Source organism: Pantoea sp. JZ2 (assembly GCF_035191405.1).
Lineage (GTDB): Bacteria > Pseudomonadota > Gammaproteobacteria > Enterobacterales > Enterobacteriaceae > Pantoea > Pantoea stewartii.
On record NZ_CP045247.1, the window covers coordinates 3,616,694 to 3,639,779 of the forward strand.

Below are 23,086 nucleotides of genomic sequence, written 5' to 3' on the forward strand. Positions count from 1 at the left end.
TTTATCTTAGCATGATGCCATGGGAAAATAGGCACCTGAACTAAGGAGACTGACATGCAAACCCGTTCACTCACCGAGCGCATCTTACATGCCAGCCTGTTTGAAGGTCTGGCCATCCTCACCATTGCCCCGCTGGCAGCCTGGATGATGGATAAACCGCTGTTTCAGATGGGCGCACTGGCCATCATGTTGTCCACGGTCGCGATGCTCTGGAATATGATGTACAACAGCGTGTTTGATCGCTGGTATCCGCCTCGTCAGAAACGCAGTGCATGGGTTCGTGTGCTGCATGCTCTGGGATTTGAGGGCGGCTTTATCCTGATAGGGCTTCCGCTGGCCGCCTGGATGCTGGAGATTTCGTTATGGCAGGCCTTTATGATCGAAGTGGCGTTTTTTCTGTTCTTTCTGCCCTACACCTTCGTCTATAACCTGGTGTGGGATAAACTGCGGTCGCACTGGTTCAACCGTAAGGCCTGCCGCGCCTGACAAGGCACCGGGGAGACGAAGCGCCTCCCCGGTGATTTAACGCGGTGCTGCACGTTCCCCGTTCCAGTGTTGTATCCATGCCAAAATCATTTTGGGATAACGACGCGCGGGCACCGTTTCTTTCGCGTCTTTCAATGTATCCTGGGCCGTTGCCGTCTGGTAAATCACCTTATCGCGAGGCACGTAGTCGCTGGCATTCAGCGGCGAATGTTTACTGACCCAGTCACGCAGCACCACGGCGTCAACGTTGCCACTGTTGACATAACCCGGATGTGAATCAATACGGGGATAGCCATCGCCGCCCGCCGCATTGAAGCTGTTAGTCGCCATCCGATAAGTTTTGGTGTCATCCAGCGGCTGTCCGTTGATCGTGACTTTACTCACGCCGCTGCCATTCGCGGTCAGACTGACATTTGCAAACTGGGCATAACCGCCTGAACCCGGTTCGATATTCGCCACCACCGCCAGATAGCGTTTAATTTCCGCCCCACTCAGCGTGACGGAAACGACCTGATTGGCAAAGGGTTGGACCTGGAGCAAATCGCGCCATGCCACGGGCCCTGGTTTGAGCGAGGCCCGAATTCCGCCGCCGCTCATCACGGCGAAGTCGGCCTGGGTCGCGGCCATCTGCGCCCGCAGGATAAGCTGCCCGAGGCTGCTTTGCTGAACGCGCACGGTTTCTTTTTCGCCGGAAAACACCCCGTTGACGCGCCCGACATTCACCTGCAACGTCGCTTCAGCGCGTTTTTGAAACGGCGTCAGTAATTTCATCATAGCCGTGTTTTTGGGGATCTCTTCCTGCCAGGTCAGCCAGGATTCGCTGCCATCGAGATTTTTGATTTTATGTTTGAGGTTAACCGGGATGAGCTGATACGACGCCAGGGTAACCTCGCCATTGCGGTAGGTAAAATCGCCACGTCCGACATATTTTCCCCACTTTTCCGCCTGCATAATCCAGACGCCATTTTGCCGGTCAGGCTGACAGGGCTGACCCGGCTGGTAATCTTTGCGGCTCACATTCTCTTTTTCCATACAGACCGCGTCATGCGAATGCCCCCCTACGATCATATTGAGGGTGCCCGCAGGCAACCTGCGCGCCAGCGTCACATCATCAATCCCGTTACTGCCGTGTTTGCCGTCGTCATAATGACCAAGATGGGTCAGCGCCACGATCACATCCGGTTTTTCTTTGGCGCGTAGTTCAGACACAACCTTTACGGCTTCGGCTACCGGGTCACGGAATTCGATATCCGTTAACTGTTCAGGGTTGGTCAGGCGGGCGGTATCCGGCGTGATTAACCCGATAACCGCAATCTTCAGCCCCATGCGCCGGAACATCGCCCAGGGCTTAAACAGACGTTTACCTGTGCTTTTTTGATAAACATTCGCGGCCAGAAAAGGGAATTTGGCCCATTTTTCCTGTTTCCGCAGCACGGCGAGGGGTTTATCGAATTCATGGTTGCCCAGCGTCATGGCATCGTAACCAATCAGGTTCATGCCACGAATATCAGGTTCGGCATCCAGGGCATCCGATTCCGGCACGCCAGTGTTGACATCTCCGGCCGACAAAATCAGTGCACCACCGCCTTTGGCCTGAATATCGTAGCGTGCGGTATCTATTAATGTTTTTTGTGCCGCCAGACCGTACTCGCCCTGCTCATCAAACCAGAAATGGCCGTGCAGATCGTTGGTGTGCAAAATGCTGAAACGGTAACTCCGGTCAGGCACGGCGGCCTGAGTAAACAGTGATGAGAGCAACATCGCTCCGGTCAGACCCGCCCCCGCCCATCGAGATAACACCACAGCCTCTCTCCTTTGAATAATGATTCTTGCCGATCGTCAGCGCCCTTCTGTGTCGCACATTCCCTGTGCTAACTCAAGTTTACCGCGCGTCGTCCGGTCATTATCGCAGGTTGTTCAGCGCAGGACAGGGTCTGATTTTGTCATCATTGTTATGCATGAAGGCGCAATGTTAAGCAGAAGGAACGATCAGCTTGTTAATTTTTAGATACTTTCGCTGGTGTGATTCGCCCTGTGTTAAATTTATATATTACTCTGTTTTTAACAGTGCATTTCGTCAAGACGGCCTTCGCGCGCGCAAACAAGGCTGGCTGAGCCAATGCTAAATAACAGCCTGTTTTGTTTGCTGTTTTATCATCCGCTTTCATGCCATCAGGTCAGCCGCCTATCCGGCCGCCCCGACACACAGAGGCCAACGAAGCAAAGGGAGCAGGCAAATCGCTGCCTGAGTGCGGTTGTAGGCTGTTACCAACACATTTTCACCTCATTATCGTCACGCTTGTGTCATTTAGAATGAATAAACTCCTTCCTGACCGTACGCAACAGACCGTTGTATCGACCCATAACTGCGATAAGTGAGAAAAACAGCCTTCATCTTGCACTTTTCGCGTATTTCCCTAATTTCTTTTGATAATCCCACAAATTATTCAGCGATGCCGCCTGATATGCATTAAACTCATTTGTTACAACCGGATACATTTACATCCAAGGAGACAGGCATGCATCACACCACACCGCTGATCACCACTATTGTCGGGGCACTGGTTCTGGCTTTCCTCCTTGGTATGCTGGCTAACCGGTTACGAATTTCTCCGCTGGTGGGTTACCTTGTTGCTGGCGTTATGGCCGGCCCTTTTACACCCGGCTTTGTGGCAGACACGAATCTGGCACCGGAACTGGCCGAACTGGGCGTGATTCTGTTGATGTTTGGCGTCGGTCTGCACTTTTCACTGAAGGACCTGATGTCGGTAAAGCGGATAGCCATTCCCGGCGCGATTGCACAGATCGCGGTAGCCACATTGCTGGGAATGCTGATGTCGTGGGCGATGGGTTGGTCGTGGATGACCGGCCTGGTGTTTGGCTTGTGTCTTTCTACCGCCAGTACCGTGGTGTTGCTGCGTGCGTTAGAAGAACGGCAGCTGATTGAAAGCCAGCGCGGTCAAATTGCTATCGGCTGGTTAATTGTCGAAGACCTGGTGATGGTGCTTACGCTGGTCTTGCTGCCCGCCATTGCGGGCATGATGGAACAGGGCAACGCCAGCGCCAGCCTGGTGATCTGGGATCTGCTCTGGACCATCGGCAAAGTTGCCGCCTTTATGGTGCTGATGATGGTGGTAGGCCGCCGTGCGGTCCCCTGGATTCTGGCGAAAAGTGCGGCCACGGGTTCACGCGAGCTGTTTACGCTGTCTGTCCTGGCGCTGGCGCTGGGCATCGCATTTGGCGCCGTCGAGTTCTTCGACGTGTCTTTTGCGCTGGGTGCGTTCTTTGCCGGAATGGTGCTGAATGAATCGGAGTTAAGTCAGCGCGCTGCCCGTGACACGTTGCCGTTACGGGATGCTTTTGCAGTGCTGTTCTTTGTCTCTGTCGGCATGTTATTTGATCCCATGATCCTGGTGAAAGAGCCGCTGGCCGTGCTGGGTGCGTTGGTGATTGTCGTCATCGGCAAATCCGCCGCCGCTTGGCTGTTGGTTTCGCTGCTGGGTCATTCGCGTCGGACAGCGATGACCATCTCGGTGAGTCTGGCGCAAATCGGCGAGTTTGCCTTTATTCTTGCCGGTCTGGGCATTTCACTTGGCCTGCTTGATGAAGAAGGCCGAAATCTGGTCCTGGCGGCCGCTATCCTTTCTATCATGCTCAATCCGGTTCTGTTTACGCTGCTGGGGCGTTACCTCGCCAAAAATGAAACGATGGAGCAGCAGACGCTGGAAGAAGCGCTGGAAGAAGAACAAGAGATTCCTGTGGATGTCTGCAACCATGCCGTCATCGTTGGCTATGGTCGCGTCGGCAACCTGCTGTGTGAGCAACTGATCAAACTGAATATTCCGGTGGTGGTGGTAGAAAGCTCCATCCCGCGCGTAAAAGCCTTACGGGATCAGGGGATCAGAGCGGTGCTGGCGAATGCCGCCCGCGCCAATACCCTGGCGCTGGCCCGGGTGGACTGTGCCAGCTGGCTGTTAGTCACTATCCCTAACGGCTACGAGGTAGGCGAAATTGTGACGGCAGCACGACAGAAGCAGGCTGATATCGATATTATCGTGCATGCCCATTATGACGATGAAGTGGAGTATATTCTGGAGCGCGGTGCAAACCACGTCGTTATGGGTGAGCGGGAAATTGCCGCCAGTATTATTCAGAAGTTACAGGAAAAGCTAACGCTGCAGGAAGAAAAAACCGTCAGCGAAGGTCAGCACTAATCCATCCCAAACGGCTGTCGCCCCGCTGAACTCTCAGAGATTCAGCGGGGCGTCTGACTTGTCGGCCTTAACGATCCCAGTAGGACTCTTCCAGGCTGTCTTCACGCTCAGGCAAACCGCGCGTCAGTCGGGGCGAATGCTGATTCAGGACCTGATAGCTGACCCGGTTAGCATATTTGCAGACCTGCGCCAGCGACGAATAGGTCAGATAAGCACGCGCATGTTTACTGGAGTTAGGTACGTTGCGGCGATGGTAGTTATTCGCCGTAATGTCATGCAGCAACGCTGCCAGCGCGCCGTCCCCTGCTCCATTGGTATTCATGATCTTCTCCGGGCCGCCCATGTAGGGCGCGATGTGCGAGAAAATGCGTAACGGCTGCTGACAATCCTGTTTACGCATTGCGCGACTGAATTCGTACTGGTTGAATTCAGCAATCGCGCCCGGTAACAAAGGATGGTTGGTTTTACGCTTAAATTCGTCTTCGGTATAGCCCGCCATATATAAACCGGTCGGCCCTGCCGTGCACAGCACCAGATCCACCCACTCCAGCGCCCTGTCCGAGGCCAGTAGCGGGTCGGCCTCGCCCGTCAGCGCCAGCGCCTCTTCTTCGTTCATCGCCACAATCGACACGTGGTCACGCAGGAAATCACGCCAGAACTGAGGATTGTCACCTATCACGTGTTTCGTGCCTAACGTCAGCACCACCGGCACGTTGTGGCGCTTTGCATACTCGATAGCCTGCAGCGTCGCCTGTGGCATCGGTTCACCGTCTTTGCAACGCACCAGATACGAGGTCAGAACCAGCGCGGAAGCGCCCGCAATTACGTCCTCAGGCACACTTTCCGCTTTGAGCTGGTTCATCTGGCCAGGGCTAATCGCAAAGGTCCGATCGCCCTGATCGCCGATCAGGGTGAAACAGCGGCCAATCGCTCCGTCCACACCCTGAAGATAGTTAAGATCCATGCGGCTCGAAGTATTACAAAGGTAACGATACGCATAACCGCCAATCTGAATGTTATTGCACATCACGCCCAGCAATACGGAACGGTCGTCCGCCAGCACGGAGAAATTGTGCAGCGTGTTGCCAATCGTGCCGCCTGCGAACTGGTGAGTAATCAGTTCGTCACGCATCAGTTCAGCGTACAGCGCTTCTGCCACGGCATCGTCAATGACCAGCGAATGGCCGGCACTCAGACCATAGCGGACCAGAAAGGCGTCATCGACTTTCGCTTCGATATCGACCAACGTCTGATCGATGCCTACTACCCAACTGCCGTCTTCATTATCGAATGACGAGGACTGGAGAAGGGGATCGCGCGCGCTGACGGGAAAATAGTGTTTGGATTTACGTTTGCCGGGAAATTTCATGGTGACTGCCGTGAGGAAAAACAGGCAGAGAAGCATATCATATTCTCTGCGACGACTTTAACGCTGCGCGCGAATCCGTAGCTCGCCCATCCCGCCCGCATCTGACGTATCAGCGTATATTCCTGGCAGGCCATCTGATGAACGCCGGGACGTGGCGCCTGCAGGTTCATGACAGCCTGTAGGAGGATGCAGCACGACAGCAATGCGGTTCCGTACCTGTCAGGCAGCAAGGGCCAGAAAATGGTCTGCGACAAGCGCGGCTGGCGTTCAGAGGACAACGAAGAAGGAAAACGCAGGAAAGTATGGGTAGATTCACTACAGCAAAAGGGGCCAGTCGTGCCGGCCCCTCTCTGCTTAGCCCAGAATTTTAGCCAGCTCTGCACTCACGTCGGACACGTTACGTGTGCCGTCGATTTTGTGGTACTCAGTGTTACCCGCTTCGGCTTCTTTGCTGTAGTAAGCAATCAGCGGTGCGGTTAGCTGGTGGTATTCCACCAGACGTTTGCGCACCGTTTCTTCCTGATCGTCTTTACGCGTGGTCAGCTCTTCACCGGTCACGTCATCCTTGCCTTCCACCTTCGGTGGATTGAATTTGACATGGTAAACACGGCCTGATGGCGCATGAACACGGCGACCGACGATGCGTTCAACGATCAGTTCATCCGGCACAGCGAACTCCAGCACATAGTCCACTTTGATACCGGCTTCTTTCATTGCGTCAGCCTGAGGAATGGTGCGTGGGAAACCATCAAGCAGGAAACCGTTTTTGCAATCTTCCTGGGCGATGCGCTCTTTAACCAGCGCAATCACCAGCTCATCAGTAACCAGCTTGCCGGCATCCATAATGGCTTTCGCCTGGTTGCCCAGTTCGGTGCCCGCTTTAACCGCTGCACGCAACATGTCGCCAGTGGAGATCTGCGGAATGCCGTATTTCTCCATGATGAATTGGGCTTGAGTCCCCTTACCTGCGCCCGGAGCTCCGAGCAGAATAATACGCATTGCGTAAATCCCCTTGCGAATCGCATTGATGAATCTGAGAAGCGGAAGAACATACCATTATGATCCGCGCACCACAAGGAAGGGGCGGATCAACGCAGATCAGTGTACTGACTTTAGCCAGCGATCGCAGTGCGCGATGTCAGTGAAAAGGCATTTTCGGACTGGTGGCGGGTACAATGCGGCTTTTAAGGCGGTTGCGCAACAAATATGGGTGCCGGAAAGCAGGCAGGAAGGCTGCAGCCAAAAAAACCGGTGAGGATCTCACCGGTTTCGTCGTCTTACGCCGTCAGCAGTTGGTTCATCCGACGGATAAACTGGTTAGGATCGTCCAGCGTGCCGCGCTCTGCCAGCAGGGCCTGATCCAGTAACAGCTCAATCCACTCACCGAAGCGGGCTTCATCCTGGGTATCTGCCACGCGCTTCACCAGTTGGTGATCGGGGTTGATCTCGAAGATATATTTCACTTCCGGTACGTCCTGTCCTGCCGCCGCGAACAGTTTGGCCATTTGCGTGGTCATCTCGTTTGCATCGGTGGTCACAATCGCAGGCGTATCGGTCAGACGGTGCGTCAGACGGACTTCTTTCACACGTTCGCCCAGCAGCGTTTTCACGCGCTCAACAAAAGGTTCCAGCGCTTTTTCCGCTTCTTTCTGCGCTTCCGTTTCTTCGTCAGCCAGCTTATCCAGCGCTTCATCCGCTTTGCTGACGGACTGGAAGGCCTTACCGTCGAACTCGGTCAGATAGCTCATCATCCATTCATCGATACGATCGGACAGCAGCAGGACCTCAATGCCTTTTTTACGGAACAGCTCCAGATGCGGACTGCTTTTCGCTGCAGCATAGCTGTCGGCGGTAATGTAGTAGATCTTCTCCTGACCCTCGACCATACGGCTGACGTAATCTTCCAGCGACACGGTTTGCGCCGCGCTCTCGCTTTGTGTGGTGGCAAAACGCAGCAGTTTGGCAATCGTCTCTTTGTTGGCGTGATCTTCAGCGGGGCCCTCTTTCAGGACCAGACCAAACTCTTTCCAGAAGGTCTGGTACTTTTCGCTGTCCTCTTTCGCCAGCTTCTCCAGCATCTGCAGAACACGTTTGGTCAACGCGCCGCGTAGATTCTGGGTAACACGGCTGTCCTGCAGAATCTCACGCGATACGTTGAGCGGCAGATCGTTAGAGTCAATCAGGCCGCGCACAAAGCGCAGGTAGTTCGGCATAAACTGCTCGGCGTCATCCATGATAAACACGCGCTGCACGTAGAGCTTCAGACCATGTTTATGGTCGCGGTTCCACATGTCGAACGGTGCGCGAGCCGGGATATATAGCAGGCTGGTGTACTCCTGTTTCCCTTCTACGCGGTTGTGGCTCCATGTCGCCGGATCGCTGAAATCATGGGCAATATGTTTGTAGAACTCTTTGTACTCTTCGTCGCTGATCTCTGACTTGCTGCGGGTCCACAGCGCCTGAGCTTTGTTGATTTTCTCCCAGGTCGTAGTGCCGCTTTCTTCATCTTTGGTTTCGATTTCAACCGGCAACGCAATGTGATCGGAGTATTTACCAATGATGTTGCGGACGCGCCAGCTGTCGAGGAATTCATCTTCGCCTTCACGCAGGTGCAAGGTGATTTCCGTACCGCGATCGGCTTTGCTGATGTCAGCGATGGTATACTCACCTTCACCTGCCGATTCCCAGAACACGCCTTCGTCTTCGGCGGCACCCGCTGCGCGCGTGCGCACCGAGACTTTGTCGGCAACGATAAAGGCCGAGTAGAAACCCACACCGAACTGACCGATCAGCTGACTGTCTTTGGCCTGATCGGAGCCCAGGGATTCCAGAAAGGCTTTGGTGCCGGATTTCGCAATAGTGCCAAGGTTTTCAATCACTTCATCACGGCGCATGCCGATACCGTTATCGCTCAGCGTGATGGTGCGGTTATCCTTATCGACAGAGAGACGCACGCGCAGGTCACCATCGCCTTCGTACAGGCTGGCATCAGACAGCGCGCGGAAGCGCAGTTTATCCGCCGCATCCGAGGCGTTGGAAATCAGTTCACGCAGGAAAATCTCTTTGTTTGAATAGAGAGAATGGATCATCAGGTGCAGAAGTTGTTTTACCTCTGACTGAAAGCCACGAGTCTCTTGTCCTTTCATGGTCATTGCTACCTCAACAGAATCAGATTTAACGAACGTTGAGGAGGATGTGGGGGTACATGCAGGATTTTCAAGCCGGCGTTTTTCACAACGCCGGCAAGCGTTTAAAATTTAATCTTCTGGCGGCCTGCCAGTGAGTGGGATAGCGTGGTGCCATCCACCATTTCCAGTTCGCCGCCCATCGGAACGCCATGCGCAATGCGGCTGGCTTCAACGCCATACTGGCCACATAATTCTGCAATGTAGTTCGCGGTCGCTTCGCCTTCCACGGTGGGGTTGGTCGCCAGGATCACTTCCTGAATCGCTTCCTTCTCCAGACGCTGTTCCAGCCGATCGAGACCGATATCTGCCGGGCCAATGCCATCCAGGGGTGAAAGATGGCCCATCAGAACGAAATAACGGCCGGCAAATTGCCCGGTTTGCTCAATAGCATGGATATCTGCCGGACTTTCCACCACGCAGATCTGACCGTTTTGCTGACGCCGGGGATTGGCGCAGATAGTGCAGATTTCCTGCTCGGTGAAGGTGCGGCAATCGGCACAGTGACCGATTTCCGACATTGCCCGGGTCAGCGCCTGTGCCAGCCGCATTCCCCCACTACGATCGCGCTGTAGCAGTTGGAACGCCATCCGTTGCGCCGACTTCGGCCCAACGCCCGGCAAACAGCGCAATGATTCCATTAAGGATTCTAGCAGTGGGCTGGTTTGCATCAGAACGGCATCTTGAAGCCTGGTGGCAACTGCATGCCTGAAGAGACAGACGCCATTTTCTCTTTCTGCGCTTCATCAATGCGACGCGCCGCGTCGTTGAAGGCGGCAGCGATCAAATCTTCCAGCATGTCTTTGTCATCTTCCAGCAGGCTGGGATCGACTTCCACACGGCGGCAGTTGTGGGCACCATTGATGGTCACTTTGACCATGCCTGCGCCTGATTCACCCGTGACTTCCAGGGCGGCAATTTCTTCCTGAACCTGGGCCATTTTGTCTTGCATCTGCTGGGCCTGTTTCATCAGGTTGCCCAATCCGCCTTTACCAAACATAGTTTTCTCTCTCTGCTGAGGCTACAACGCGGTTTATTCATAACGTTGCAGCGTGTTCAAACGGGTCGAATGCTTTCCTCATCCAAATCGGCATCGAAAAAGCGACGAAGGGTTTGAATGTGGCTGTCACTCAAGATGGACTGACGCGCCTGCGCCAGCTTCTCTTCATAAATGGCCTGACGCCACTCCAGTGGCGTCAATACCGTAGGATTATCGTCTTCAATAACCGACAGTTCAACCTGATGTCCGGCAACCTGACTCAATGCGGCGGTCAGGGCCTGCTGCGCGGAGGCCGAATTCAGGTGGCGCTTGCTGGAACGTAAATGCAGGCAAATACCCTGATCGGTGGTCTCTTTCCAGGCATTCAACGCCAGCTGTTGAACCAGTTTAGGCAGCGGCAAACCGGCCACTTCAGCCGCCCAGGCATCACGCTGCTGGGCTTCTTCAGCCAGCCGTGCGGCCAGCTCAGGATTTTTCTCATGCTCCAGCGCAGAACGCAAGGCTTTTGGCGTGGCGACGGGCGCGGCCGCTTCGGTTACGGGCGTCAGCGCTTTCCAGCGGTACGCCTCTTTTTTTACCGGCGCTTCAGGGGCGCGCTCACGCACACGCTGCTGACTGCGCTCGGTCACCGAGGCCAGTCGCTCAAGGGCAGAACTGGCCGGCCGCGCACCTGGCGCTGCCGGCTCACTCTTTTTTGCTTTGTTTGCTCCCTGGCGCAGCAGTTGGGTGCGCGCCTGCAGGAGCTGGCTGGTTGAACTGGACAGTGACGGTTCGGGTGCCGCAGGCGAGACAGACTGCGCGGTTGGTGCCGAAGCGGGTTCGGGTGCCGCCATTTGTGGCCGGGCAGCGGGCGCCGATTCGGTTGGCGACGGCGGTACGTTCTGTACCGGCACCGGCGCTGACTGCGCGGTCAGCGTGGGCCGCGCGATCGGCTCCGCGACGGCCGCTTTGGGATGAAACGCCAGCGCGCGCAATAAGGCCATCTCAATGCCCATACGACGATCGGGCGCAAGGGGTAAATCTTTGCGCCCCATCAGCAGGGTTTGATAATAAAGCTGCAGATCGGCAGGCGGCACGACGCGCGCCAGTTCCCGCAGGCGCAACGCATTGCTTTCTTCATCGTCGTTAAGAGAGGCAGGCAGTAACTGTACCATGGCAATGCGGTGCAGCAGGCGCAGCATCTCAACGAGCAATGCCTCCCAGTCAACCCCGCGCGAAGCTGCCTGCGCCAGCAACGCCATCACCTGTTCTCCGTTGCCGTCGACTACGGCTTCAAGCAGCCCCAGGGGTTGCTCATCGTCAAGCGTCCCGAGCATCGCCCCGACGGTCGCGCTGGTCACGCTGCCCTCGCCCATCGCAATGGCCTGATCGGTAAGGCTCAGCGCATCGCGCATACTGCCATCGGCAGCACGGGCCAGCAGTTGCAGCGCCCGCGGTTCCCGGGCGATCTGCTCCTGTTCTAATACGTTGTCAAGCTGCTGACGGATCTGGTCAACATCCAGCGCTTTAAGGTGAAACTGCAGACAACGGGACAGGATTGTCACCGGCAGCTTCTGCGGATCGGTCGTCGCCAGCAGGAATTTAACGTGTGAAGGCGGTTCTTCAAGCGTTTTCAGCAGCGCATTGAAGCTGTGACGCGACAGCATGTGCACTTCATCAATAAGGTAAACTTTAAAGCGGCCGCGGGCGGGCGCATACTGCACGTTATCAAGCAGATCGCGCGTGTCTTCCACTTTGGTGCGCGAGGCGGCATCAATTTCGATGAGATCGACAAAACGGCCGTGTTCGATCTCACGGCAGTTATCGCACTGACCACAGGGCGTGGCGGTGATCCCGGTTTCGCAGTTAAGGCCTTTTGCCAGCAGACGGGCAATCGTGGTTTTCCCTACGCCCCGTGTGCCGGAGAAGAGATAAGCATGATGGATGCGTCCCAGAGACAATCCATTCGCCAGCGCCGTCAGAACATGTTCCTGACCGACAACATCAGCAAACGCCTGTGGACGCCATTTTCGGGCAAGTACCTGATAGCTCATGTGGTTTCGACGAATTTGGATGGAAATGTGAGCGCAGACGCACTGCAACCCCTGTATATGATTGCAGTAGTCTAACAGCTACGCTTTCACCTATCACTCGTTATCTTGAAGCGGTAAAGCGGAATGGCCCCACAGGTGCGCGAGGCCAGAAGCGAGGCTTAGTGGCCGGGGAAATTGACCAGGCTGTAGCTGTCAACGCCCAGCGCCTTGAGGCGGGCTTCCCCTGCCAAATCGAACAGGTTAATAATAAAAGCAGCATCTTTCACTTCACCGCCTGCACGACGGATCAGTTTGATCGTGGCTTCCAGCGTTCCGCCGGTCGCCAGCAGATCGTCGACCACCAGCACGACGTCGCCCGGCTGGATCGCATCTTTGTGCAATTCCAGTTGGTCGGTACCGTATTCCAGCTCGTAGGATTCGCTGTAAGTTTCACGTGGCAGTTTGCCCGGTTTACGCACCGGGACAAAACCCAGCCCCAGCCCCAGGGCAACCGGCGCACCAAAGAGGAAGCCACGCGCTTCTGTGCCGACAACTTTGGTGATGCCTTTATTACGGTAGCGCTCAACCAGCAGGGCGATAGACGCTGCATAGGCGTTCGGGTCTTCCAACAGGCTGGTGACGTCACGGAAAAGAATACCCGGCTTCGGGTAATCAGGAATACTTTTGATACTGTTTTTAATCAGTTCAAGCTGCTGCGCAGTGTCGGTCATAATCTTAAGCCTGGTAAAAAAATTCTGTTTTGCGCAGCTTCAATAGCGCCAATACCTGATTAAAGGTTCAGCGGAAATACATTCATAATGGGAAGCCGCACACGAAGAGGCCCAAATCTAAGCAAATGGCCGGCTAATTGCAACTTTATCGCGGAGGTAAACTGTCGTCTGGTGTTTCTGCCACCACCGGCATCCGCCACATAAACAGCAACAGAAGGCACAACATGATGCCCAGCATGATCCGTACCCACAGCACAGGCACCAGCCACAAGGATAACGCAAATGTCGCCACAATCAGTACGATGGCGCGGCTTTTTGCCCCTGGCGGCATGCCACGATGCTGTTGCCAGTGACGAATATAGCGACCAAAGGGCGATTTCCAGAGCAGCCAGTGATGAAAACGTGGTGAAGAACGGGCAAAACACCATGCTGCCAGCAGCATGAATGGCGTTGTAGGTAATAAAGGTAATACAATGCCCAGTATGCCAAGCACTATCGCCAGCCAACCCAGGGTTAATAAGACAATGCGTTGCATACCTGCCACCCAGTGCGTTTTCCGTTGCATGACTTTAGCATACCTGCGTTGGGCGCAATGAGTAAGCATCCGACGCGGCAAAGGCTGCATCACTGCCTTCTCACCTTGCGCCAGGCCATCCACAGCCATCCCGACGGCGAGTGTCGCTCGCCGCGTTTTGACAACCAACTCTTTACGACGAAAGGGACCCGACTGGCCGATTATCTGCAGGAAATTGAGCACAACTATCAGCGCCTTTGTCAGGCCGGCGAGGATGTGGAACGTAGCCAGTGGCTGGCGGGTCATCTGGTGGACCAAATCGCCGCCCTGCAGCGTGAAGCCAGTACCCAGCAACTTCGTAGCCGCGCAGAACGTGCCCGGCCTTCCGCCCGTCAGCAAAAATATCTGGAATACCGGGAATATGAGCGTCGACTACAGGCGATGATCGACCAGCGGGAGCAACGGCTGGCGCTGGCAGAAACCTTTGCCGTTCAGCAGCAGTTGAAAAAAGACCTGGAGGTACTGGAAGGCCGTATGGCACGCTGCCGGCAGGCGATCCGCTCGGTGGAGTGGGCAATGTCACTGTCAGACAGCCCGTTTAGCAGTTAATGCGCTATCTTTGCAAGACCGCCATCGCAGGATGGCACGCTTATCAGGCCCATGATACAACGTCGCAGGAGGAATGATGTCCCTGGAAACGGCCCCCGAAGAGGTCAAACTGGCGGTAGATTTGATTCAGCTGTTTGAAGAACACCAACTGTCGGTGGAAACGGTGTTGTCCGCCCTGGCCATTGTTCAGCGCGATTACGAAAAGAAACGCGACGAACAGCGCAAAGACTAAGCCTTTTTTGCCAGCGTCGGACTTAAGCGCAACATATCAATCAGGGCATCCACCAGTTCGGGCGCATCGGCAACCAGATCGAATTTGCCAGGCGTAAAAAGCCAGCTTTCCATCATGCCATTGACATAGCTGCGCATGATTAACGCCGCCTGTCGGGTCTGGAACGTTTCTGGAAGTTGCCCGGCATCAATGCACTGACGCAGTACGTCTTCAATTTCGTTGTAACGCTCAAGCAACAGACTTTGCTGGATACTTTTTACGGCAGCCATTTCCCCGACAAATTCGCATTTATGAAAGATGATTTCCATCAACGCACGGCGCTGCGGATCGCGCGCAGTCGCCTGAAAGATATAGACCAGCATCGCCCGTAAAATGGAGAGTGGATCACCAGGGTATTTTGTTTGATACTCAAGTTTCACTTCATTAAGCCCGGCATCGCAGCGAAGCCATATTTCGTTCAACAAATCGGCTTTGTTTTTGAAATGCCAGTAGATAGCGCCACGGGTTACGCTGGCTGCAGAAGCGATGTCCGCCAGGGAGGTGGCTGAAACCCCCTCTTTCGAAAACAGAGCAAGGGCGGCGTCCAGAATTTGATGCCGGGTTTCAAGAGCTTGCGCTTTGGTTTTTCGTGCCATAGGGGACTTTTTTTACAAACAGGTAAGTTTACATACATTTGTGAATGTATGTACCATAGCACGAGCTAAAATAATACGCAGCAATGGGTTCATGGCTTTGTGATCCATTGATCATTTGATATCGGACTCTAGAGGTTTATTTATGAACAAATTCAGAGGGTTAACGCCTCTGGCGGCCGTCCTGATGCTCTCAGGCAGCTTTGTGTTAACAGGATGTGACGGAAATAAATCCGACCAGGCCGCCCAACAACAGCCGCCGGAAGTCGGTGTTGTCACCGTTAAAAGTGAACCCCTAAAAATTTCGACCGAACTGCCTGGCCGTACCCTGGCTTACCGTATTGCCGAAGTGCGTCCGCAGGTTTCCGGTATCATTCTGAAGCGTAACTTTATTGAAGGCAGTGAGATTAAAGCCGGTGAATCGCTCTATCAGATCGATCCCGCGACCTATCAGGCGTCCTATGACAGCGCCAAAGCCGATTTAGCGAAAGCAGAGGCCAATGCACGTATAGCGCAACTGACGGTCAATCGTTATAAGCCGCTGCTTGGCACCAAATATATCAGTCAGCAGGACTACGATAATGCCGTCGCCACCGCGGCACAAAACAATGCGGCCGTTCAGGCCGCGAAGGCTAACGTAGAAACCGCACGCATTAACCTGGCGTACACAAAAGTCTCTTCGCCTATCAGTGGCCGCATTGGTAAGTCATCCGTTACAGAAGGTGCGCTGGTACAAAGCGGGCAAACCACAGCGCTGGCCACGGTGCAGCAGTTGGATCCGATGTATGTCGATGTTACCCAGTCGAGTGAAGATTTCCTGCGTCTGCGTTCAGAACTGGAGTCCGGTCAGCTGAAACAGAACGATGGCAAAGCCAACGTTACCCTGCTGATGCAGAATGGTAAAAACTATGCTCAGCCGGGTACGCTGGAGTTCTCGGATGTGACCGTTGATCAAACCACCGGCTCGATCACCCTGCGCGCGATCTTCCCTAACCCTGATAAAGCCTTGCTGCCAGGGATGTTTGTACGTGCCCGTCTGGATGAAGGCACCAATCCAAACGCCCTGCTCGTTCCTCAGCAGGCGGTAACGCGCACACCAACCGGTGACGCCTCTGTCATGGTGGTCGGCGCGGACAATAAAGTTGAAGCACGTAAGATCAAAGCAGCCCAGGCTATTGGCGATAAATGGCTGGTAACAGAAGGTCTGAAAGCGGGCGAGCGTGTGATCTTTACAGGTCTGCAGCGTGCAAAACCGGGTGCACAAGTTACACCTAAAGAAGTCACAGACGATGCAAAAGCCGCAAAAGGTGATCCCTCTCAGGCCCAGTCTGCTAAAACATCGTCCTAACAGGAGCCGTTGATACATGGCTAAGTTCTTTATCGATCGCCCAATCTTTGCGTGGGTGCTGGCTATTATCGTCATGCTGGCGGGCGCGTTATCGATTATTAAATTACCGATTGAGCAATATCCCAATGTTGCGCCACCGGCCATTGAGATTCAGGCCAACTACCCTGGTGCTGACGCGAAAACGTTGCAAGACTCGGTGACGCAGGTCATCGAACAAAACATGAACGGCATTGATGGCCTGATGTATATGTCATCAAGCAGTGATTCCTCGGGTGCGCTGACGCTGACTATCTCCTTCCAGTCAGGGACTGATGCGGATATTGCGCAGGTTCAGGTGCAGAACAAACTGCAGCTGGCAATGCCACTGCTGCCTCAGGAAGTGCAACAACAGGGGATTCAGGTTAAAAAATCCTCCAGTAGCTTCCTGATGGTAGCGGGTTTCATCAGCGATGATGGCAGCATGACGCAGAACGATATTGCTGACTATGTTGCCTCTAACATCAAAGATCCTATCAGCCGTACGCCTGGCGTGGGTGATACCCAGGTCTTTGGTGCGCAGTACGCGATGCGCATCTGGATGGATCCGAGTAAGTTAAATAACTATCAGCTGACGCCGGTTGATGTGATCAATGCGCTTAAAACCCAGAACGCCCAGGTGGCTGCCGGTCAGTTAGGCGGAACACCGCCGGTACCGGGACAGCAGCTGAACGCCTCAATTATTGCGCAAACGCGTCTGACCTCCACCAAAGAGTTCGGCAACATTCTGCTGAAAGTGAATAACGATGGCTCTCAGGTGCGTCTGCGCGATGTGGCACAGATCGAACTGGGTGGTGAAAACTACGAGATCATTGCGCGCTATAACGGTAAGCCTGCGTCCGGTATCGGTATCAAACTGGCGACCGGCGCTAACGCCCTGAATACCGCCGAAGCCGTTAAAGCCGAGCTGGCTAAGCTGCAGCCTACGTTCCCGGCGGGAATGAAGGTCGTTTATCCTTACGACACCACACCGTTCGTTAAAATTTCTATTTTCGAAGTGGTGAAAACACTGATGGAAGCGATTCTGTTGGTGTTCCTGGTGATGTATCTGTTCCTGCAAAACTTCCGAGCCACGCTGATTCCGACTATTGCCGTCCCGGTTGTGTTGCTGGGGACCTTCGCCATAATCGGCGCCTTTGGTTACTCGATAAACACCCTGACGATGTTCGGGATGGTGCTGGCCATCGGCCTGTTGGTGGATGACGCCATCGTGGTGGTCGAGAACGTCGAGCGCGTCATGGTGGAGGAAGGACTGCCACCGAAAGAAGCGACCAAGCGCTCGATGGAGCAGATTCAGGGCGCACTGGTCGGTATTGCCCTGGTGCTGTCAGCGGTCTTTATTCCCATGGCTTTCTTTGGTGGATCGACCGGCGTGATTTATCGTCAGTTCTCCATCACCATCGTGTCGGCCATGGCGCTGTCAGTACTGGTTGCGTTGATTCTGACGCCCGCACTCTGCGCCACTATGCTCAAGCCGGTGAAAAAAGGCGATCACGGTGCCACCAAAGGCTTCTTTGGCTGGTTCAACCGCCTGTTTGACAAGAGTACGCATCACTATGTTGACAGCGTAGGTCACATCGTTCGCGGTACGGGTCGCTATCTGCTGCTTTATCTGCTGATTGTGCTGGGAATGGCGTTTCTGTTCCTGCGTCTGCCTTCATCGTTCCTGCCGGAAGAAGATCAGGGCCTGTTACTGGCTCAGGCTCAGCTCCCTGCCGGTGCTACACAAGAGCGCACGCAGAAAGTGCTGGATCAGGTTTCTGATTACTTCCTGACGAAAGAAAAAGACTCGGTGAAATCTGTCTTTACCGTTGCGGGCTTTGGCTTTGCGGGCCGTGGACAGAATACCGGTATTGCCTTCGTCAGCCTCAAGCCGTGGGATGAGCGTACCAGCAGCGACATGAAAGTGCCTGCGATCCAGGGACGTGCAATGCAAGCGCTGGCGCAAATTAAAGACGGTATGGTCTTTGCGTTTAACCTGCCGGCCATTATCGAGTTAGGTAACGCGACCGGCTTTGACTTTGAACTTATCGATCAGGGTAACCTGGGGCATGAAAAGCTGACGCAGGCGCGTAACCAGCTGTTTGGCATGATCGCACAACATCCGGATACGCTGGTCGGTGTGCGTCCCAACGGTCTGGAAGATACGCCGCAGTTCAAACTGGATATCGATCAGGAGAAAGCCCAGGCACTGGGTGTCTCACTCAGTGATATCAATACCACGCTGGGCGCATCCTGGGGCGGCTCTTACGTTAATGACTTCATTGACCGCGGTCGTGTGAAGAAAGTCTACGTGATGGGTAAAGCTGATGCGCGTATGCTGCCTGACGACATCAATAAGTGGTATGTCCGAAACAGCAACGGCGAGATGGTGCCCTTCTCTGCCTTCTCATCAGCACGCTGGCAGTATGGTTCACCGCGTCTGGAACGTTACAACGGTTTACCGTCTATGGAAATCCTGGGGCAGGCAGCCCCTGGCAAGAGCTCCGGTGATGCCATGAACCTGATGGAAGAACTGGCTTCGAAACTGCCGTCGGGCATTGGCTTTGACTGGACCGGGATGTCCTATCAGGAACGTCTGTCGGGTAACCAGGCACCTGCCTTGTATGCCATTTCACTGATCGTCGTGTTCCTGTGCCTCGCGGCCCTGTATGAGAGCTGGTCCATTCCGTTCTCGGTCATGCTGGTGGTTCCGCTGGGCGTGGTCGGTGCATTGATCTTTACGACCTTGCGCGGACTGAGCAATGACGTTTACTTTGTCGTGGGGTTACTGACCACTATTGGCCTCTCGGCGAAGAACGCCATCCTGATCGTGGAATTTGCGAAGGACCTGATGGAGAAAGAAGGCAAAGGGCTGGTGGAAGCCACGCTTGAAGCCTGCCGTATGCGTCTGCGTCCTATCCTGATGACCTCACTGGCGTTTATTCTGGGCGTACTGCCGCTGGCCATCAGTACCGGTGCCGGCTCTGGTGCACAGAATGCGGTCGGTACGGGCGTCATGGGCGGGATGGTGACCGCGACCGCGCTGGCCATCTTCTTCGTACCGGTATTCTTTGTGGTGGTGCGTCGTCGCTTTGGTAAAAACAAAGCCGAGATCGAAAAGGGTCATCCCGTCGATCATCCTGACCACTCGCATTAATCTGTAAACTAAAAGGCCGCATCAGCGGCCTTTTTTAATGCCTCACGCCGTCTCTTTTTTGACAGCCGCAGGGATTAACCGCTGCCATGATGACGCTGGCTTGTATTATCGCGATAACTTCCTGTTCACTCGGGGTGAACGCTGCCTTCCTCACCCTCTTTTACATTCAGGTTGGTCACGCCCGGCGCGCTCCCGGATGACCTGACGAGTCACTTTGTTTCTTTTCGGTCTTAACCGGTTCACGCTGATTTCACACCCGCTTCTTTCTCTTGTCTCTGCCCGGCTTCTTACCCTCTCGTCAGACTGCGCTGACGTGTCACGCGGCTGACAAGCGTGTCTGAAGCCACTTTGTCTTTGTGGCAGCGCAAATCTGTTCTTTCCTGTCTGCCTGAAGCACGGTCTGCCGTGCGCCTGTTCTCAGTCAGCGACAGCGTGCTATCCGTTGCACGGTTTGCCCGCCATCGCCGCCCCGCTGTTTCCCCTGGGTTTTACAGGGTTGCATTCATATCGGCCACGGCGCATAATATTGTTATATTATAACATTACATTGGTGAGAAGTATGAAAGCGAATATTCATCCCTCCTATCGTGCCGTGGTGTTCCATGACACCTCGGCTGATGTCTTTTTCAAAATCGGTTCAACAATCAAAACCGACCGTACCGTTGAGTTTGAAGGCGAAACCCTGCCGTATGTGACGCTTGATGTCTCCTCGGCCTCTCATGTGTTTTACACCGGTAAGCAGAAAGACTTTGCCAAAGAAGGCAGTACCGCGCGCTTTAATCAGCGTTTTGGGCGTTTTCTGGGTCGGAAATAAGCGAGGGCAACATGCAGGTACTCAGCTCACTCCGTTGCGCAAAGCGTCGCCATCGGGATTGCAAAGTCGTTCGGCGTAAAGGCCGTATCTATGTCATCTGCAAAACGAATCCGCGCTTTAAAGCCGTGCAGGGAAGAAAGAAAAAACGTTGATGTGTCGTGAACCTTAGCCGGACTGTCTCTTTCGAGCCATTCCGGCTTTTTTTATGCTTAGCGCATGCTCTTGAGCATCACGTCAACGTTGTGTTTAAACGCGGCTTCATAGGTCGGCGCCGGGCCGGACGCGGTGGACAGCGCTTCCGGATAAAGCTCACCACCCGGCTTCGCGCCTGTCGCGCTGGCAATCTGTTTCACCAGACGGGGATCGGTCTGATTTTCCATAAAGTAGGTTTTGATATGCTCCTGCTTAAGTTGGGTGATCAAACTGGCTACATCGCTGGCGCTGGCTTCCGCTTCGGTGGAGAAACCAACCGGCGCAAGGAACGTGACGCCATAGCGTTGCCCAAAGTAACCGAAAGCATCATGGCTGGTCAGCACCTTACGTTTTTGCTGCGGAATGGCGGCAAAAGAGGTTTTGGCCCAGGCGTCCAGCTTTTGCAGTTGCTGAATATACTTTTCGCCGCGCTGACGGATATCTTCAGCGTCCTGGGGATCGGCCTTGATTAACGCATTCATTACGTTTTTGGCATAAATGGTGCCGTTATACATGCTGTTCCACGCATGGGGATCGGTAATGGTTTTGCCATCCTCTTCCATCGTGCGGGTTTCAATCCCTGTCGAGGCCACTACCGGCTCCCCTTTATAACCTGAGGCCGTCACCAGACGGTTCATCCAGCCCTCCAGACCAAGTCCGCTGACAAACACCACATCGGCTTTTGCCAGCGCTTCGCTGTCCTGCGGCGTCGGTTCAAAAGTATGGGGATCGCCATTGGGCCCGACCAGGCTTTTAACATGAACATGATCGCCGCCAATTTGTTTGACGATATCGGCCAGCACGGTAAAACTCGCCACCGCATCGATCGTTTTCGCCATGGTGAAGGGGCTGACGACTAATGCACCGATTGCCAGACTAATGGGTAATATCTTCATCGCTACCTCTGATTAATGGCGGCGCAGAATGCCACCGCACGGCCCTGTTAAGATGGAGAGAAAAAACAACATTGCGGCACTCAACACCACCGCCGGTCCGGCCGGCAGTGAAAAGTGCCAGGAAAGGATTAACCCCGTAAATGCCGACAGGACAGCCATCAACATGGCCGCGCCCAGCATCAGTACCAGATGACGGCTCCAGAATCGCGCGCTGGCGGCAGGCAACATCATCAGCCCGACCGACATCAGCGTGCCCAGCACCTGAAAACCCGCCACCAGGTTAAGCACCACCAGCGTCAGGAAAATACCGTGCACCAGCGGTGCGCTCCATTTACCTTGCGCACGCAGGAAATCCGCATCAAAAGCGTCAATGACCAGAGGGCGATAGATTACCGCCAGCATCAAGAGGGTAAACGCGGCGATGCTGCCCACCACGATCAGGGCCGGGTTGTCCACCGCCAGCAATGAACCGAACAGGACGTGAAGCAGATCCACGCTGGAGCCACGCAGTGACACTAACGTCACGCCCAGCGCCAGCGAACCCAGATAGAAGCCGGCAAAACTCGCATCTTCTTTCAGTGGCGTATAACGGCTGACCGCACCGGACAATAACGCCACCGCCAGCCCCGCTATCAGCCCACCCACGCCCATCGCAACAAGGGATAAGCCTGAGATTAAATAGCCAATGGCGGCACCGGGCAGTACGGCATGGGATAACGCATCACCGATCAGGCTCATACGCCGTAAGGAGAGAAAGACGCCCAGCGGGGTGGCACTGAATGCCAGAGCAATACAGGCCACCAGCGCCCTGCGCATAAAGCTGAATTCAATAAAAGGTTGAATAAGCGTCACGGGGCAATGCTCCGTAACGGCGTCATAGCAACCGCACTGCGCTGATGCGATCCCTCATCCATTGACAGCACATCCGTAAAATAACGTTCAACTAACGGACGGTCATGCAACACGACCAGCAGCGTCGTGCCCGCCTGCTGCTGCTGCTGCAAAATTGACATCAGTAACGCCACCGTTTTGCTGTCAATGCCGTTAAAAGGCTCATCCAGCAGCCACAAGCGACTACGTTGCAGCATGAGCCGGGCAAACAGGACACGCTGTAGCTGGCCGCCAGACAATGTCGCGGGCTGAGCATCCGCATAATCACGCATCTGCACCGCATCCAGCGCGGCGTTTATCTCATTGCGCAGTGCCCGGTTAATGCCGCCAAACCAGCCACAGCGCGGCCAGCAGCCAATAGAAACCAGCTCAAACACGGTGAGAGGGAAACGCGTTTCCAGTTCGCTACGTTGCGGCAACCAGCCCACTTCACGGCGCGAGATCCGCACATCACACTGCCCGCTTACCGGGGGTAATAATCCGGCGATCGTCTTTATCAGGGTAGATTTACCGCTGCCGTTGGCACCGATTAAGGCGGTCATACTGCCCTGCGCCAGTTCTGTTGTCACAACGGGCGTGACCGCGCGTCCCTGATAACCTGCCTGCAAATGCCTGAACGTTATCACGGCTGCATTCCCCACCACATCGCCAGCGCCAGTACGGCGATTAACATCAATGCCACCAACAGCCGTCCACCGAGTGACATCAACAGTCCACTTTGATTCATCACTACACCAAAAATGTTATAACATAACAACCATCATACCCGATGTTGTCCGCCCGCTG

General features: G+C 54.6%; 21 protein-coding genes and 1 other annotated feature. Of the genes, 8 read left to right on the top strand and 13 right to left on the bottom strand.

Translation table 11 applies throughout. The features are described 5' to 3' along the window. The first annotated feature begins 54 nt into the window (after positions 1–54). On the top strand, positions 55–486 hold the full coding sequence (locus GC087_RS17580; protein ID WP_039338466.1) for a multidrug/biocide efflux PACE transporter: 432 nt from the start codon (positions 55–57) through the stop codon (positions 484–486). Between the two features lie 36 nt (positions 487–522). On the opposite strand, the gene ushA is transcribed toward GC087_RS17580, so the two are convergent. Next, positions 523–2,247: a bifunctional UDP-sugar hydrolase/5'-nucleotidase UshA gene (gene ushA, locus GC087_RS17585; protein ID WP_416383441.1), complete on the bottom strand. Its 1,725-nt coding sequence runs from the start codon at positions 2,245–2,247 to the stop codon at positions 523–525. Between the two features lie 758 nt (positions 2,248–3,005). Here ushA and ybaL point away from each other — a divergent pair. Continuing rightward, positions 3,006–4,700 carry a YbaL family putative K(+) efflux transporter gene (gene ybaL, locus GC087_RS17590; RefSeq protein WP_033738703.1) on the top strand — a complete coding sequence of 565 codons (1,695 nt, stop codon included), beginning with the start codon at positions 3,006–3,008 and terminating at the stop codon, positions 4,698–4,700. 67 nt (positions 4,701–4,767) lie between these two features. Here the strand turns inward: ybaL and GC087_RS17595 are convergent, their stop codons facing one another. From GC087_RS17595 to GC087_RS17630, 8 genes are all read right to left on the bottom strand, one after another. After that, positions 4,768–6,069 (bottom strand): inosine/guanosine kinase, encoded by a 1,302-nt coding sequence (locus GC087_RS17595; RefSeq protein ID WP_033738797.1) that lies wholly within the window; start codon positions 6,067–6,069, stop codon positions 4,768–4,770. Positions 6,070–6,423: 354 nt separating this feature from the next. Next, entirely contained in the window at positions 6,424–7,068 is a 645-nt protein-coding gene (adk, locus tag GC087_RS17600) for an adenylate kinase (protein WP_033738701.1), read from the bottom strand. Positions 7,069–7,346: 278 nt separating this feature from the next. Next, positions 7,347–9,221, bottom strand: coding sequence for a molecular chaperone HtpG (gene htpG, locus GC087_RS17605; protein ID WP_033738700.1), 1,875 nt, complete (start codon positions 9,219–9,221; stop codon positions 7,347–7,349). Between the two features lie 98 nt (positions 9,222–9,319). Further along, entirely contained in the window at positions 9,320–9,925 is a 606-nt protein-coding gene (gene recR / locus GC087_RS17610; protein WP_006117920.1) for a recombination mediator RecR, read from the bottom strand. Continuing rightward, the gene (locus GC087_RS17615; protein ID WP_033738698.1) at positions 9,925–10,254 is read right to left on the bottom strand and encodes a YbaB/EbfC family nucleoid-associated protein; all 330 of its coding nucleotides are present in this window, start codon (positions 10,252–10,254) and stop codon (positions 9,925–9,927) included. The genes recR and GC087_RS17615 overlap by 1 nt, the downstream gene beginning before the upstream one ends. A gap of 56 nt (positions 10,255–10,310) precedes the next feature. Continuing rightward, positions 10,311–12,287, bottom strand: coding sequence for a DNA polymerase III subunit gamma/tau (gene dnaX / locus GC087_RS17620; protein ID WP_324028927.1), 1,977 nt, complete (start codon positions 12,285–12,287; stop codon positions 10,311–10,313). After that, positions 10,908–10,969, bottom strand: a sequence feature (DnaX frameshifting element). It overlaps the preceding gene by 62 nt. 158 nt (positions 12,288–12,445) lie before the next feature. Beyond that, positions 12,446–12,997, bottom strand: a complete 552-nt coding sequence (apt, locus tag GC087_RS17625) for an adenine phosphoribosyltransferase (RefSeq protein WP_006117923.1) — start codon at positions 12,995–12,997, stop codon at positions 12,446–12,448. A gap of 145 nt (positions 12,998–13,142) precedes the next feature. After that, positions 13,143–13,532 (bottom strand): DUF454 family protein, encoded by a 390-nt coding sequence (locus GC087_RS17630; protein ID WP_039338624.1) that lies wholly within the window; start codon positions 13,530–13,532, stop codon positions 13,143–13,145. A 57-nt stretch (positions 13,533–13,589) separates the two neighbouring features. Between GC087_RS17630 and priC the strand changes: the two genes are divergently transcribed. Both priC and rsmS read left to right on the top strand, forming a co-directional pair. Then, positions 13,590–14,120, top strand: a complete 531-nt coding sequence (gene priC / locus GC087_RS17635) for a primosomal replication protein PriC (RefSeq protein ID WP_039338470.1) — start codon at positions 13,590–13,592, stop codon at positions 14,118–14,120. A gap of 76 nt (positions 14,121–14,196) precedes the next feature. After that, positions 14,197–14,352, top strand: coding sequence for a pleiotropic regulatory protein RsmS (gene rsmS / locus GC087_RS17640; protein WP_006117926.1), 156 nt, complete (start codon positions 14,197–14,199; stop codon positions 14,350–14,352). Here the strand turns inward: rsmS and acrR are convergent. Continuing rightward, positions 14,349–14,987 (bottom strand): multidrug efflux transporter transcriptional repressor AcrR, encoded by a 639-nt coding sequence (gene acrR, locus GC087_RS17645; RefSeq protein ID WP_039338471.1) that lies wholly within the window; start codon positions 14,985–14,987, stop codon positions 14,349–14,351. The two genes, rsmS and acrR, sit on opposite strands and share 4 nt — an antisense overlap. Before the next feature lie 142 nt (positions 14,988–15,129). On the opposite strand from acrR, the gene GC087_RS17650 reads away from it, so the two are divergent. From GC087_RS17650 to ykgO, 4 genes are all read left to right on the top strand, one after another. Further along, positions 15,130–16,332, top strand: a complete 1,203-nt coding sequence (locus tag GC087_RS17650; protein WP_006117928.1) for an efflux RND transporter periplasmic adaptor subunit — start codon at positions 15,130–15,132, stop codon at positions 16,330–16,332. Positions 16,333–16,348: 16 nt separating this feature from the next. Continuing rightward, on the top strand, positions 16,349–19,507 hold the full coding sequence (locus tag GC087_RS17655) for a multidrug efflux RND transporter permease subunit AcrB (RefSeq protein WP_033738689.1): 3,159 nt from the start codon (positions 16,349–16,351) through the stop codon (positions 19,505–19,507). A gap of 559 nt (positions 19,508–20,066) precedes the next feature. Continuing rightward, entirely contained in the window at positions 20,067–20,321 is a 255-nt protein-coding gene (locus tag GC087_RS17660; protein ID WP_033738687.1) for a type B 50S ribosomal protein L31, read from the top strand. An 11-nt stretch (positions 20,322–20,332) separates the two neighbouring features. Next, a complete protein-coding gene (ykgO, locus tag GC087_RS17665) occupies positions 20,333–20,473 on the top strand; it encodes a type B 50S ribosomal protein L36 (protein WP_006117931.1) in 141 nt (46 codons plus the stop codon). 57 nt (positions 20,474–20,530) lie between these two features. Here the strand turns inward: ykgO and GC087_RS17670 are convergent, their stop codons facing one another. From GC087_RS17670 to GC087_RS17680, 3 genes are read right to left on the bottom strand one after another with little or no spacing between them, the layout of a single operon-like run. Then, a complete protein-coding gene (locus GC087_RS17670) occupies positions 20,531–21,409 on the bottom strand; it encodes a metal ABC transporter substrate-binding protein (RefSeq protein WP_033738684.1) in 879 nt (292 codons plus the stop codon). Between the two features lie 12 nt (positions 21,410–21,421). Beyond that, positions 21,422–22,261 (bottom strand): metal ABC transporter permease, encoded by an 840-nt coding sequence (locus tag GC087_RS17675; protein ID WP_058701147.1) that lies wholly within the window; start codon positions 22,259–22,261, stop codon positions 21,422–21,424. Then, the gene (locus tag GC087_RS17680) at positions 22,258–22,926 is read right to left on the bottom strand and encodes a metal ABC transporter ATP-binding protein (RefSeq protein WP_033738793.1); all 669 of its coding nucleotides are present in this window, start codon (positions 22,924–22,926) and stop codon (positions 22,258–22,260) included. Before GC087_RS17680 ends, GC087_RS17675 begins: the two co-directional genes overlap by 4 nt. Positions 22,927–23,086: the final 160 nt, after the last annotated feature.